At 61.2% G+C, this 12770-nt stretch carries 11 protein-coding genes; 8 read left to right on the top strand and 3 right to left on the bottom strand.

What is annotated here, in order from left to right; genetic code table 11:
* Window positions 1-188: 188 nt before the first annotated feature.
* The 5 genes from cysK to I6E52_RS07000 all read left to right on the top strand — a co-directional run bounded on the left by cysK (window position 189) and on the right by I6E52_RS07000 (window position 5542).
* On the top strand, window positions 189-1127 hold the full coding sequence (gene cysK, locus I6E52_RS07020) for a cysteine synthase A (RefSeq protein ID WP_197136988.1): 939 nt from the start codon (window positions 189-191) through the stop codon (window positions 1125-1127).
* A gap of 70 nt (window positions 1128-1197) precedes the next feature.
* Window positions 1198-1767: a serine O-acetyltransferase gene (gene cysE, locus I6E52_RS07015; RefSeq protein WP_197155736.1), complete on the top strand. Its 570-nt coding sequence runs from the start codon at window positions 1198-1200 to the stop codon at window positions 1765-1767.
* Window positions 1768-1967: 200 nt separating this feature from the next.
* Window positions 1968-3299, top strand: a complete 1332-nt coding sequence (locus I6E52_RS07010; protein WP_197155734.1) for an ABC transporter substrate-binding protein — start codon at window positions 1968-1970, stop codon at window positions 3297-3299.
* Between the two features lie 147 nt (window positions 3300-3446).
* Entirely contained in the window at window positions 3447-4580 is a 1134-nt protein-coding gene (locus tag I6E52_RS07005; protein ID WP_197155724.1) for a carbohydrate ABC transporter permease, read from the top strand.
* On the top strand, window positions 4577-5542 hold the full coding sequence (locus I6E52_RS07000) for a carbohydrate ABC transporter permease (protein WP_197122802.1): 966 nt from the start codon (window positions 4577-4579) through the stop codon (window positions 5540-5542). Before I6E52_RS07005 ends, I6E52_RS07000 begins: the two co-directional genes overlap by 4 nt.
* Before the next feature lie 61 nt (window positions 5543-5603).
* On the opposite strand, the gene I6E52_RS06995 is transcribed toward I6E52_RS07000, so the two are convergent.
* Entirely contained in the window at window positions 5604-6482 is an 879-nt protein-coding gene (locus I6E52_RS06995) for a DMT family transporter (RefSeq protein ID WP_197155722.1), read from the bottom strand.
* 62 nt (window positions 6483-6544) lie between these two features.
* Here I6E52_RS06995 and recQ point away from each other — a divergent pair, with 62 nt between their 5' ends.
* Entirely contained in the window at window positions 6545-8623 is a 2079-nt protein-coding gene (recQ, locus tag I6E52_RS06990) for a DNA helicase RecQ (protein WP_197155719.1), read from the top strand.
* 531 nt (window positions 8624-9154) lie between these two features.
* Here the strand turns inward: recQ and I6E52_RS06985 are convergent.
* Both I6E52_RS06985 and I6E52_RS06980 read right to left on the bottom strand, forming a co-directional pair.
* Window positions 9155-10519 carry a cell wall metabolism sensor histidine kinase WalK gene (locus I6E52_RS06985; protein WP_197155717.1) on the bottom strand — a complete coding sequence of 455 codons (1365 nt, stop codon included), beginning with the start codon at window positions 10517-10519 and terminating at the stop codon, window positions 9155-9157.
* Window positions 10516-11208 carry a response regulator transcription factor gene (locus I6E52_RS06980; RefSeq protein ID WP_197155715.1) on the bottom strand — a complete coding sequence of 231 codons (693 nt, stop codon included), beginning with the start codon at window positions 11206-11208 and terminating at the stop codon, window positions 10516-10518. Before I6E52_RS06980 ends, I6E52_RS06985 begins: the two co-directional genes overlap by 4 nt.
* A gap of 118 nt (window positions 11209-11326) precedes the next feature.
* Here I6E52_RS06980 and I6E52_RS06975 point away from each other — a divergent pair, with 118 nt between their 5' ends.
* Window positions 11327-12013, top strand: coding sequence for a DUF2202 domain-containing protein (locus tag I6E52_RS06975; protein ID WP_197155713.1), 687 nt, complete (start codon window positions 11327-11329; stop codon window positions 12011-12013).
* 217 nt (window positions 12014-12230) lie between these two features.
* Complete coding sequence (locus I6E52_RS06970) at window positions 12231-12737, top strand: helix-turn-helix domain-containing protein (protein WP_197155711.1); 507 nt, start codon at window positions 12231-12233, stop codon at window positions 12735-12737.
* Window positions 12738-12770 lie beyond the last annotated feature (33 nt).

Below are 12770 nucleotides of genomic sequence, written 5' to 3'. Positions count from 1 at the left end.
GGCGGGCAGAAAAATGTCGTTGGCGGGAGCCTGATCGGCAGCTCTGCCGGGGTGCTCTGCGAGTACTTTCATCTCATGCCTGTTACAGAATTTTCCCGATTGATGAAATAAATTTGGCCCGCTGATTGCTACTAACTATGGTGAGCAAGCTCCCATCGATCTCCAACCTGCAAAGGAACCCCTGAATCATGGCTAGTCGTATCTATAAGAACATCACCGAACTCGTCGGTAACACCCCGTTGGTTCAGCTCAACTCCGTCACAGACGGCGCTGGCGCTACGGTGCTGGCAAAGCTCGAATTCCAAAACCCTTCGGCCAGTGTGAAGGACCGTATCGGTGTCGCAATTATTGATGCGGCCGAGAAAGCTGGCGCGTTGAAGCCCGGCGGAACCATCGTTGAGGGCACCAGTGGCAACACCGGTATCGCGCTCGCCATGGTTGGTGCCGCCCGCGGTTACCGCGTAGTGCTCACGATGCCCGAGAGCATGAGCAAGGAGCGCCGCATGCTGCTGCGCGCGTTCGGTGCAGAACTCGTATTGACTCCCGCCGGCGAGGGTATGCGTGGCGCCGTTGAGAAGGCCGCTGAGATCGTAGCCAACACTGAGGGCGCTGTCGCCGCTCAGCAGTTCGCTAACGCTGCAAACCCCGCTATTCACCGTGCAACCACTGGCCCCGAAATCTGGAACGACACCGACGGTGCCGTTGACATCTTCGTAGCCGGAATCGGAACCGGTGGAACGATTACCGGTGCTGGTAGCTACCTCAAGGAGCAAAACCCCGAGATCAAGGTTGTTGCGGTTGAGCCCGAAGAGTCGGCCATCCTCAATGGCGGAGCTCCTGGCCCCCACAAGATTCAGGGAATCGGCGCCAACTTCGTGCCCGAAATTCTCGACCGCGATGTCTACGACGAGGTACTCGACGTCAACATCACCCAGTCCGTCACGATGGCTCGTCGCCTTGCAGCCGAAGAAGGCATCCTCGCGGGTATCTCCTCGGGAGCAACTGTCTACGCCGCCATCGAGTTGGCCAAGCGCCCCGAAAACGCGGGCAAGACCATCGTCGTCATCATCGCGAGCTTCGGAGAGCGTTACCTGTCGACGCTTCTCTACGAAGACCTCGTCGACTAGGGGCTTGTCGACTAAGACCGAGTCACCTCAACTCAACGCCGCTGACCACCACTAACGACGGATCCCTCTATTGTTTGCTCGAACTCGTGAAGACATCGCTGCCGTGCGCGAACGCGACCCCGCAGCTCGTGGTGCCTTCGAGATTTGGCTGACCTATTCGGGGATGCACGCCGTGTGGGGTTACCGCTTGAGTCACTGGCTGTGGACTGCGCGGGCATTCTTTCTTGCCCGCGTAGTCTCCCAGTTCGTTCGTTTCTTGACCGGCGTCGAGATTCATCCCGGCGCGCAGATCGGCCGCCGCGTCATCATCGATCACGGCTCCGGAGTCGTCATTGGCGAGACCGCCATTATCGGCGATGACGTCTTGATCTATCACGGCGTCACGCTGGGCGGCACGAGCTCCCAGGGTGGCAAGCGCCACCCGACGCTCGGCAACGACATTGTCGTGGGCGCCGGCGCTGCGATCCTCGGCAACATCACGATCGGCTCTGGCTCGGTCGTCGGTGCCGGAGCCGTAGTGGTGGCGGATGCTCCCGCCGACTCTCTTCTCGTTGGCGCTCCCGCCGTCGCGCGCCCCAAGGGTGGCACGAAAGCGCCTAAAGACGGCTTCAACTACATCGATCCCGCGATTTACATTTAGCCCCGTCGAGGCAGAAATGTCTCATTCGCGTTGCGGTAGACAACTCTGTAGCGCAAGCGCTTGCATAATTCCTTGATCGTCGCCTAGCGTGAGTCATGAACACGCTCTCTTGAGCTGCAATGAGTGAGCGAGTTCAGAGCTGCAGTTGTTCCCCCGCACGCTGCTCGGCTTGCGGGCAAACCTCGACGAGGAGGATTTGTATGATTTCTCACAACTTTCGACGGGCCTTGCTGCCCATCGCCACTCTTGGCGTCGCAAGCATGGTTCTTACGGGCTGCGCCTCCGGTTCTGGTGGCACAGGCGGCCCCGGCGATGCGGGTGAAGCGGATGGCGTAGTCACCATCTATGGCACCATCGCCGACACTGAGGCTGAACTTCTCGAAGAATCCTGGGCTGACTGGGAAGAAGCGAATGACATCGACATTCAGTACGAATCGAGCAAAGAGTTCGAAGCGCAGATCAGCATCCGTGCTCAGGGTGGCAACGCCCCTGACATCGCGATCTTCCCGCAGCCAGGTCTTCTCGCTGACCTCGCTTCGCGCGATTACATTCAGCCGGCGCCCGACAGCGTCGCCTCCAACGTCGCAGAATATTGGTCAGAGGACTGGGCTGCGTACGCCACCACGGGCGACACTCTCTACGGTGCGCCGCTCATGGCCAGCGTCAAGGGCTTCGTCTGGTATTCGCCATCGCAATTCGAGGAATGGGGCGTCGAAGTTCCCGAGACCTGGGACGAACTGCTCACGCTCACTCAGACGATCGCCGACGAAACCGGAACCGCACCCTGGTGTGCTGGCTTCGGTTCGGATGCCGCAACCGGTTGGCCAGGAACGGACTGGGTAGAAGACCTCGTGCTGCGCGAAGCGGGACCAGACGTCTACGACCAGTGGGTTTCGCATGAGATCCCGTTCAGTGATCCTGCGATCGTCTCGGCGTTCGATTCGGTGGGCGACATCCTCCTGAACCCGGATTACGTGAATGCTGGATTCGGCGACGTGAAGTCGATCAACTCGACCCCGTTTGGTGACCCGGCTCGCGCCCTCGGCGACGGCACCTGTGCCCTCCACCACCAGGCATCCTTCTTCGACGGGTTCATTCAGGACCCCAAGAACGGTAACGCCACGGTTGGACCGGATGCTGACATCTGGGCCTTCGTCACTCCCTCTGCTGAAGCGGGTGGCAACGCAGTCACCGGTGGTGGCGAAATCGTCGGCGCCTTCTCCAACGACGAAGACACCATCGCAGTGCAGGAATACCTGTCGAGCCCCGAGTGGGCAAACTCTCGCGTAGCTTTGGGCGGCGTCATTAGCGCTAACAATGGCCTTGACCCTGCAAGCGCGAGCAGCCCCATCCTGCAGGAGGCCATCACGATTTTGCAGGACCCCGACACCACGTTCCGCTTCGATGCTTCCGACCTCATGCCGGGTGTTGTCGGTGCTGGATCGTTCTGGACCGGAATGGTCGACTGGGTCAACGGCAAGTCAACCGAAGAAGTGCTCTCGACCATCGATGCGTCATGGCCGTCTGAGTAACACCCTTCAACGGTGAGCGTGGGTTGGACGATTGTGCTTCCAGCCCACGCTTACTTTTCTCCCACTCGTGCCGACTCCTCGGTAGAGTCGAAACAGCAGAAATGCCAGTGAAGTGAAGAGTCCAGTGATGCACTCGAAAGGTCGCTAATGTCAGCTTTTCTCGCGTGGATAGCCACGCTCCCCGCGCTCGCTCAGATTCCCCTCGTGCTTCTGGCATTTTTCGTGGTCATCGCACTGCTGATCTTCTTCATCGAGATCGCTCCGCGCAGTGGCCGCAAGTACACGATCATCCGTGCCGCGGCCTGCGTGCTCATCCCCACCTTCATCTTCTTGACACTGGGCTCGGTGTATTGGGCAGCGGGCGCAGCAGCTGTTTTCGGTGGGCTCTTCTTCATCCTCGACTACCGCTCTAAGCAGGGTGCTGGCTACCTCTTCCAGCTCGTCGGCTTCATGAGCCCGGCGATCTTCTTGCTCGCGATTGGTCTCATCTACCCGACGATTCAGACCACCATCCAAGCCTTCATGAACAGCCGCGGAACCCGCTTCGTCGGCCTCGATAACTTCATCTGGATCTTCACTCAAGACACCGGCATCCGCACCGTTCTTAACACGGTCGTGTGGGTGCTGATTGTTCCCACGGTCTCCACCATCTTTGGACTCGCCTACGCAGTCTTTATCGACAAGTCGCGCGGCGAGAAAATTTTCAAAGTGCTCGTCTTCATGCCGATGGCTATCTCGTTTGTGGGCGCGAGCATCATCTGGCGTTTCGTCTATGCCGTGCGCCCCGCTGGCCAAGAGCAGATTGGTTTGCTCAACCAAATTGTGGTCTGGATGGGCGGGCAACCGGTCGACTGGATCTCGAACTCTCCGTGGAACACTTTCTTTCTCATCGTCGTGCTGATCTGGATCCAGACCGGTTTCGCGATGGTGATCCTGTCGGCTGCGATCAAGGGTGTTCCCGCCGAGCAACTTGAGGCCGCGGAGCTCGACGGAACGAACGCGTGGCAACGGTTCATCAACGTGACCGTGCCGGGCATCCGCAGCTCGCTCGTTGTGGTGTTGACGACGATCTCTATCGCCTCGCTCAAAGTCTTCGATATCGTTCGCACGATGACTGCTGGTGCGAACGAAACCAGCGTGATCGCGAACGAAATGTATTCGCAGTGGCAGGGCTTCGAGGTGGGTAGATCTGCCGCCTTCGCGGTCGTGCTGTTCATCATGGTGCTGCCGATTGTTGTGTACAACGCGAGACAGATTGCTAAGCAGAGGGAGATCCGATGACCGCGACAGTGCCCGCGAAGCTTCCACTGAACAAGAAGACTAAGAAGCAACTGGCCCGGGGCGAAAACGGCGCCGCTAAGCGCACCAAGAAGCGCCTCACGAGTCGCGGAGCCACGCTTGCCGCACTAGTGATTGCGGTGCTGTGGACGACGCCGACGTTCGGGCTGTTCGTCTCCTCGCTTCGTCCGCCCGAGGAGATTCTGCGTAACGGCTGGTGGACGATCTTCCAGAACCCCGGCTTCACTCTCAACAACTACACCGAGGTGCTGGCGGCCGGAAACAGCCAGCTCAATCTGGCTGGCGCATTCATCAACTCGATCGCTATCACCTTGCCGGCCACGATCTTCCCGCTCGTTATCGCGAGCCTGGCAGCGTATGCCTTCGCGTGGATCAAGTTCCCCGGTCGCAACTGGATGTTCATCGGCGTCTTCGCGCTACAGATCGTTCCCCTGCAGATGGCACTTGTTCCGCTGCTGAGCCTGTTCTCTCGTGGGCTGTCCATCGGTGACATCGAAATCTTCTCGAGTCTCAATGCCTCCAACTCGTATTCGCAGGTCTGGATTGCGCACACGATCTTCGCGCTGCCACTGGCCATTTTCTTGCTGCACAACTTCGTCTCCGAGATTCCTTCCGAGCTCATCGAAGCTGCGAGAGTGGATGGCGCGGGCCACGGCCAGGTCTTCTTCCGCATCGTGCTTCCGCTCACGATGCCGGCCATTGCGTCGTTCGCGATCTTCCAGTTCCTCTGGGTCTGGAACGACCTGCTCGTGGCGTTGGTGTTTGCCGACGGGCGAGTGGCGCCGATGACGAAACTGCTCGCAGAAATCACCGGTAGCCGTGGTCAAGACTGGAACCTGCTCACCGCCGGAGCCTTCATCTCGATCCTTGTTCCGCTCATCGTGTTCTTCGCGCTGCAGCGTTACTTCGTGCGCGGACTGCTCGCGGGTTCGACGAAGGGGTAGCTCGCGGCGCGCTGCCGACTAGGCGACGTGCGGCGGGGCCGCTGGCCGTGATGGTTGAGCGCTAGTCGCCCACTACGAGCAAGATGCTCGCGGCGATGCCGAGAGCGATGCCCACGTATTGCACCGGGGCGATGCGCTCGCGCAGAACGATGGCCGCCAGTAGCACCGTGCCAGCGGGGTAGAGCGCGGTCAGCACGGCGATGACCGAAAGGTCTCCGATGCGCACGCCCGTGATGATCGCCATGTTGGCGATTACGTCGAGGGTGCCGCCGATCATGGCGAAATAGAGTCCGCGGCGCCACAGGGACGAGCGGGCGGGGGCTGGTGCTCCGGCTCGGCGGCGCTTAGCTAACGCCGCCATGACAAAGAACAACGTGAACATGAGTGCCGCATTGACGACGCGGTTTCCCACGACCGGGATGATGCCAGAGTCGTCGGGGGCGGCATCCAGAATCACAAAGAAGAGCCCAATCGCGCTGCCCGCCCCGACCGCCATCATGAGTGCCTTGGCGCTCGGTCGCACGGCACCTTTCTCGGGGACGAACCCGACGAGCACCACGGCAATGAGCGCGATCGGGATCGCGACGAACCCAAACACCCCGAGAGACTCTCCGCGCAGCAAGCCAACCGTCACCGGGACGATCGCCGACATGACCGCGGTCACGGGCGAGAGGATGCTCATCGGCCCGATCGCGAGGCAGGCGTAGAGCAGGCCGATTGCCACCGCACTATTGACGCCAGCGATCGCGCCATAGAGCACTGCCTCGATTGACCACACGTTCGAGACGAACGGGAAGATCAGCAGAAGCACAGCGAGCCCAGCAACAGCGCCGACGGCGGTGGCCAAAATGGGGCTAATTCGCTTGGCGGCGATGCCCCCGAAAAAGTCTGCGGCACCAAACGTGAGCGCGCTAGAGAGCCCGAGAAATACGGTGAACATGGTGCCTGTCGCTGTGGGGACGGATCATGCCAATGGTAGTGGCTGCGCCTAGACTTCTCGGCATGGTGTCTGCCCAGTCTGTTCTTGAGTCCACGTTCGGTTACGACTCGTTCCGGGGGCAGCAGGGCGAGATCATCGACACCATCGTGCAGGGCCGCGACGCCCTCGTGCTCATGCCTACCGGCGGCGGCAAGTCGCTGTGTTACCAAATCCCCGCGCTCGTTCGCGAAGGCACTGGCGTTGTCATTTCGCCCCTCATCGCCCTGATGCAAGATCAGGTAGATGCTCTCGCCGCCGTTGGCGCCCGTGCGGAGTTTCTCAACTCCACCCAGTCCGCCGACGAGCGCACTCGCGTCGAAAACGCGTACCGGGCTGGTGAGCTGGATCTTCTCTACCTCGCGCCCGAGCGACTCCGCGTCTCGTCCACCGTGTCACTGCTCAAACAGGGCCAGATCGGGCTCTTCGCCATCGACGAAGCGCACTGTGTGTCGCAGTGGGGCCACGACTTTCGCCCCGACTACTTGCAGCTCGATGTGTTGCACGACCTGTGGCCGAGCGTCCCGCGCATTGCGCTCACCGCGACCGCGACGGAGGCCACGCGCAAAGAGATCGCGCAGCGACTGAAGCTCACTGACGCTACTCAGTATGTTTCTAGTTTTGACCGGCCCAACATCCAGTACCGCATTGAAGCGAAGGCGCAGCCGTTGCAGCAGCTGCTCACGCTGTTGAACACCGAGCACTCGGGCGACGCCGGCATTGTGTATTGCCTGTCGCGGGCTTCGGTTGAGAAGACCGCGCAGTTCTTGGTGGAGAACGGCATCCCCGCGCTGCCGTATCACGCGGGTCTCGACTCCAGGATTCGGGCCAGCAACCAGAGCCGCTTCTTGCGCGAAGAGGGCATGGTGATGGTCGCGACGATCGCGTTCGGTATGGGCATCGACAAGCCCGACGTGCGTTTCGTCGCCCACCTCGATCTGCCCAAGAGTGTTGAGGGTTATTACCAAGAGACAGGGCGTGCCGGTCGTGACGGTCTGCCTGCGACCGCGTGGTTGGCCTACGGCTTGCAGGATGTCATGCAGCAGCGCCGCATGATCGATCAGTCGGGTGGCGACCTGGCTCACCGCCGCAATCTGAGCGCTCACCTTGATGCGATGCTCGCCCTGTGTGAAACCGTGGAGTGCCGCCGCGTGCAGTTGCTGGGCTACTTCGGCCAGGAGTCCACCGCCTGCGGCAACTGCGACACCTGCTTGTCTCCGCCCGAGTCATGGGATGGCACGGTCGCGGCCCAAAAGCTGATGTCCACGATTGTGCGACTGGAGCGCGAGCGCAACCAAAAGTTTGGCGCTGGGCACCTGGTCGACATCCTCATCGGCAAAGTGACGCCGCGCGTAACGCAGCAACGTCACGACGATCTGGCCACGTTCGGAATCGGTTCCGATGTCTCGGAGCAAGACTGGCGCTCGGTCGTGCGGCAACTGCTCGCGCAGTCATTGCTTACGGTGCAGGGGGAGTACGGCACGCTCGCGATCACGCCCGAAAGTGCGTCGGTGTTGAGCGGTGGGCGCACGGTGAAGCTGCGCAAGGAAGCACCCCGCAAGGGTCGCGGTTCTGGCGCGAGCGGCGGTGCGGCGAAGCGCAAGGTCATGACAGACCTTCCCGCCTCGGCGACCGATCTGTTTGAGAACCTGCGCACTTGGCGTTCGGGAGTTGCGCGCGATAACGGCGTGCCCGCCTACGTCGTCTTTGCGGATGCCACGCTGCGCGGTATTGCCGTCACCAAACCAGAGTCGCTGGCCGAGTTGTCAGAAATCAGCGGAGTTGGCGAGAAGAAACTCGAGACCTATGGCGCTGCGGTGCTTGCTGTCGTTGCGGGGGAATCGCCCGAGGTCGCTGCTGCCGCGCCGGTGGCGGCTGCCGCTTCGCCAGCCTTTGCTGCTGCGCCCGCTGCTGGCGCGTCGACTTCCGCGCCGTCACGCCAATCTCGCCCAGCGGCATCTCGGCCTGCCACATCCAAGCCGACTGCTTCTCGAGCGGCTCAGCGCCAAGCGCCAACCCCGGCAGTATCCGTTCCCGGCGACGAGAACGACATCCCGTTCTACTCGGATGATGACGCCCCCTATGACGGGCCGCCTGAATTTTAATTGTGGTCTGATTTTGCGAATGCCGTCATGAACGGCACTCAAGTGCAGTGTTAACAGGCAAGAACGTTAATAACACTTGTACAGAGGAAACGCTTTGCCATACACAATCCGCACTGCTCTATCCCACACGGTCGTCGCCCCGCGATGGGCCAGCTCCAGTGCCAGCGCCCGGGGTAGTGCACGCGGCCGTGCCCGCAGCGCGAGTGAGAGCGGCTCCCGATTGGTTACGGCCTCCGAACTCGTTTTGCTCGACACCCTATTTGCGGACCGGCCTTCCCTCGAGGTCGTCACGTCGAGTGAGATGTCGGTGCAGGATGTCCGGATTCGACGCGACGGCTCGTCGGCGAGCGCGCTGTCTCTTGTTCCGTTGACTTCGATTGTATTTTTGGCACGGCTGATTCGCTTTCCTGCGCGGTTGATTCCCGCTGGAGTGCAGAGCCATCGCCCGCGCTACCGACGGCAACTGGCCGAAGCACCTTCGGCCTAATTCGGCGGCTGACTTCTGCTGGGTTTTGTTCAGATTGAGCGTGTTCAGATTGAGCGTGCGAGGGGGAGCCGGATGATGATCCGGGTTCCTTCTCCGACAGCAGACTCGACTTCTGCGCTGCCTCCGTGCTGTGCGACAACCTCGCGCACGACCGCGAGGCCGATACCGGAACCGGAAATGTCCCGGGCTGCGGTGCCTCGCCAGAGCCGGTCGAAAACGTAGGGCAGATCGTCCACGGGGATGCCGGGGCCGGTGTCAGAAATCGTGAGTACCGCCTCGTCGCCCTGCACCGCCAGCGCAACCATCAGTGAGTCGTCGTCGCGGCAATAGCGAACAGCATTGGCAATAACGTTGCCGATCGCCTGATGAAGTCGGTCGGCATCGCCCTGCACGAACACTGGCTCGGACAGATCGGTGATGATGTGAAGCCCGGCCGCTCGAAGTCGGGCGTCATGCAGAGCCAACTCTTCTTGGGAAATCTGAGCCAGATCCACCCGGCTCTCGCGGGGCAGAGCCCCGGCGGTTTCGGCGGCAGATAACTCGGCAAGGTCTGCAACGATGCGTCCGAGCCTGAGCGATTGATCGTGCAGCGCAGCAAGTCGTTCAGCATCGGGGGCAATCAACCCGTCGCGAAGTTCTTCGAGGCCCGCTTGGAGCGCAGCAAGGGGAGTCCGCAATTCGTGGGCGACATCGGCGGTGAGATTGCGACGATCCCGTTCCGAGCGCGCGACTTCATCCGCCATCCCGTTGAACGCGGCGCCGAGTTCTCCGAGCTCCCCCGGAGCGTTGCCGGCGACCCGCGACGTGCGGTTGCCTGCGGTAAACGCGCGTGCGGCATCCGTCACTGTGTGGAGCGGGCCGACAAGAAACCGCGTGACGAGCCAGCTGGCTGCGAACGCGATAACGAGGGCCACTAGTCCGGCAATCACAATCCATTTCCACGCTATATCGAGCACGCTAGACGAGGTCGTAGCGGAGAGCGCCACGCGCACAGTACCCACCGATGCGCCATCAACGGTGATGTCGGCGACGCTGGCAGAAGAGCCAAGTACACCGCCGCTTCCGAGCGAATTCTCATTGGGAACTCCGCTCGAGATCACCGTCGTTCCGGCCGCATCCAGAATCACGAGGCGAGCGGATGCCGCTTCGCCGATTCGCACGGCGCGAGCGAGGTCGGCGTCATCCCAGCTTCCCGCACGCTGGTACGCCTCGGCGGCAGTAGTGGCGATGGAGTCAGCGACCTCTTGCCGATCGGCCTGTTCGCCGGCTTGCACTCCGCGGTCGACCCCGATGAGGGCTGCGGCCGCCAGTACCAGCACGGTGGAGATGGCAACCGCGACGAAGGCGAGGAGAATGCGAGTGCCGAGGGCGCCGAGTCCCAAGAGATTAAGACCGGAGCCGCGGGTCATCGTCGCGCCTCATCCCGAGTGAACCCCAAACGATAACCAACACCGAGCACGGTTTCGACGACCTGTGCCCCGTCAGCTCCAAGCTTGCGGCGAAGGTTCTTAATGTGGGAATCGATGGTGCGTTCGTAGCCTTCGTATTCGTAGCCACGCACCCGATTCACCAACTCGTAGCGTGAATAGACTCGGCCAGCGGCTGCGGCGATGGCAGACAACAGCCCCCACTCGGTGGGAGTCAGATCGAGTTCCACGTCATCCAACCAGACTCGGTGGGAGTCTTCATCAATTCGTAGTCGGTTGCCGCCGTAGGTAGCAATGTCGTTGTCATCACTCGAGCCACCGCGGCGGTTCAGCACCGCCTGAACGCGCAAAACAACTTCATGGGGGCTGAAAGGTTTCGTGACATAGTCATCGGCCCCGAGCTCCAAGCCGCGGATGCGTTCCTCGGTGCTGCTTCGAGCGGTCAAGACAATCACGGGCAGAGTGCCGAGAGCCTTAATCTCACGAAGCAGGTCGGTGCCCTCAATGTCGGGCAGTCCGAGATCGAGCAGCACGAGATCTGCTGAGGCAAACAACTTGAGCGCTTCGGCACCCGAGCCTGTCGTGAGCACCGAAAATCCGGCGCGTTCAAGATAGCGGCGGAGCACCTCGCGGATGTCCCGCTCATCTTCGACGACCAGCACAGTTGGCATACCTCACCTTATTCCACGACGCGAAAATGCAGTCTCCACACCATCTCCACACGACCGCATCGTGACCTGCACATCGTGAGCGCACTGTGTACCTATACACAAGGAACAGGAGCACCACATGCGCAAGGCAACCATCATCACCACCTCGATCATCGGCGGCGTACTCGCCGTCACTCTCGTAGCCGGCGCCAGTTTTGCTGTCGGCACGAAAATGGGCCGTGTCGCGACATCCGCGGGGTCTGGTCAAAGCAGCCACTCTCTGGAACGGTCAGATCGCACTATGGGTGAAGACGCGAACTCGTCGCGATCGGAACGTGGCGGCCAGAATGGCCACGGAGCCGACGGAGAAGAGATGGGCGAAAGCACCCTCGACAGCGGAACGCTCACGAGCGAACAAGAAGCGACGCTCTCGCTGATGGCTGAGGAAGAAAAAGTAGCCCACGATCTCTACATCGCGTTCGGCGACCTGTACGGGGACAACGTTTTCGACCGAATCTCGAACTCTGAGAGCAACCACCTCTCGGCAGTACAGACCCTCCTTGAACGCTATGACCTGGCCGATCCCACAGTCGGACAACCCATCGGCGAATTCGCCTCGGAGAGCATGCAGGATCTCTACGACTCGCTGCTCGCCCAAGGTTCACAGAGTCGAGATGACGCCTACGAAGCGGCTCGCACCGTAGAGGAGACGGACATTCGCGACCTCGCCGCGGCCGCTGACGATGCCACCGCCCCCGCCGTTATCGCCGTCTACGAACGATTGCTCGCGGCATCCGAAAAGCACCTGGCTGCGTTCGGTGGCTAGTCACCTGCCGCTCCAGCTGAAGTCCAGGGTCGCCCAAATGGGTGCCTCTGGACTGTGCGATTGCGCATAATCAGTGTCTTCGAGCCTGATTTTTTGCGGTGGTAGCCCGCTGTCGCCAAGCCGGCGGTGTGCTGGCGGCTGGTTGGCGTGTCCGTGGCGGATCATTGGCGGGTGGCTGACGTAGCGAGCATCCGTCAGTTCGTGGAGTATTGGCCACATGAACGAAACACGGATTGTGGAACTCCGCCGAGAGCGGGGATGGACCCAAGAGAAACTGGCTGATGCCTGCAGGGTTGGCATCAGAACCATCCAGCGACTAGAAGCCGGAAGCGACGCGAGCTTAGAGACGCTGTCGCTGGTTGCGGATGCACTCGGGGTCCCGGTTCGCGATCTCTTCGCGACGATTGAGAGCGATGAGCTCAATGGCCGCGTTGACTCGTTCGAATCGCGGACGAATGACCAACAGTCTGCGCGCGACAGGACCCATGGCGGATGGCGCTATCTTTTCATCGGCGTTGGTGTCGTGATCACGCTGCTCGGTGCAACGAACGGCCAGCTGGGCTCGGTGATCATTCCGGCCTATTGGGGCGGTGGAGTGCTCATTCTTTTTGCGCTCCAGCGGCTCTATCTGGATCCGCACCTCGACGCGAAGTTTCCGCTTTCTCGAAGCAAGCGCGATCGCCGCCTGCAGAAGCGTCGCGAAGCTCAGCCGAACGCTCGCTAGCAGCGAGGGGCAGAAACGCCCACAAGCCCGTAA

It is taken from the genome of Salinibacterium sp. NG253, assembly GCF_015864945.1.
Lineage (GTDB): Bacteria > Actinomycetota > Actinomycetes > Actinomycetales > Microbacteriaceae > Rhodoglobus.
Note: the sequence above shows the minus strand (reverse complement) of the source record. Positions and strands in the feature narration are given on the sequence as shown.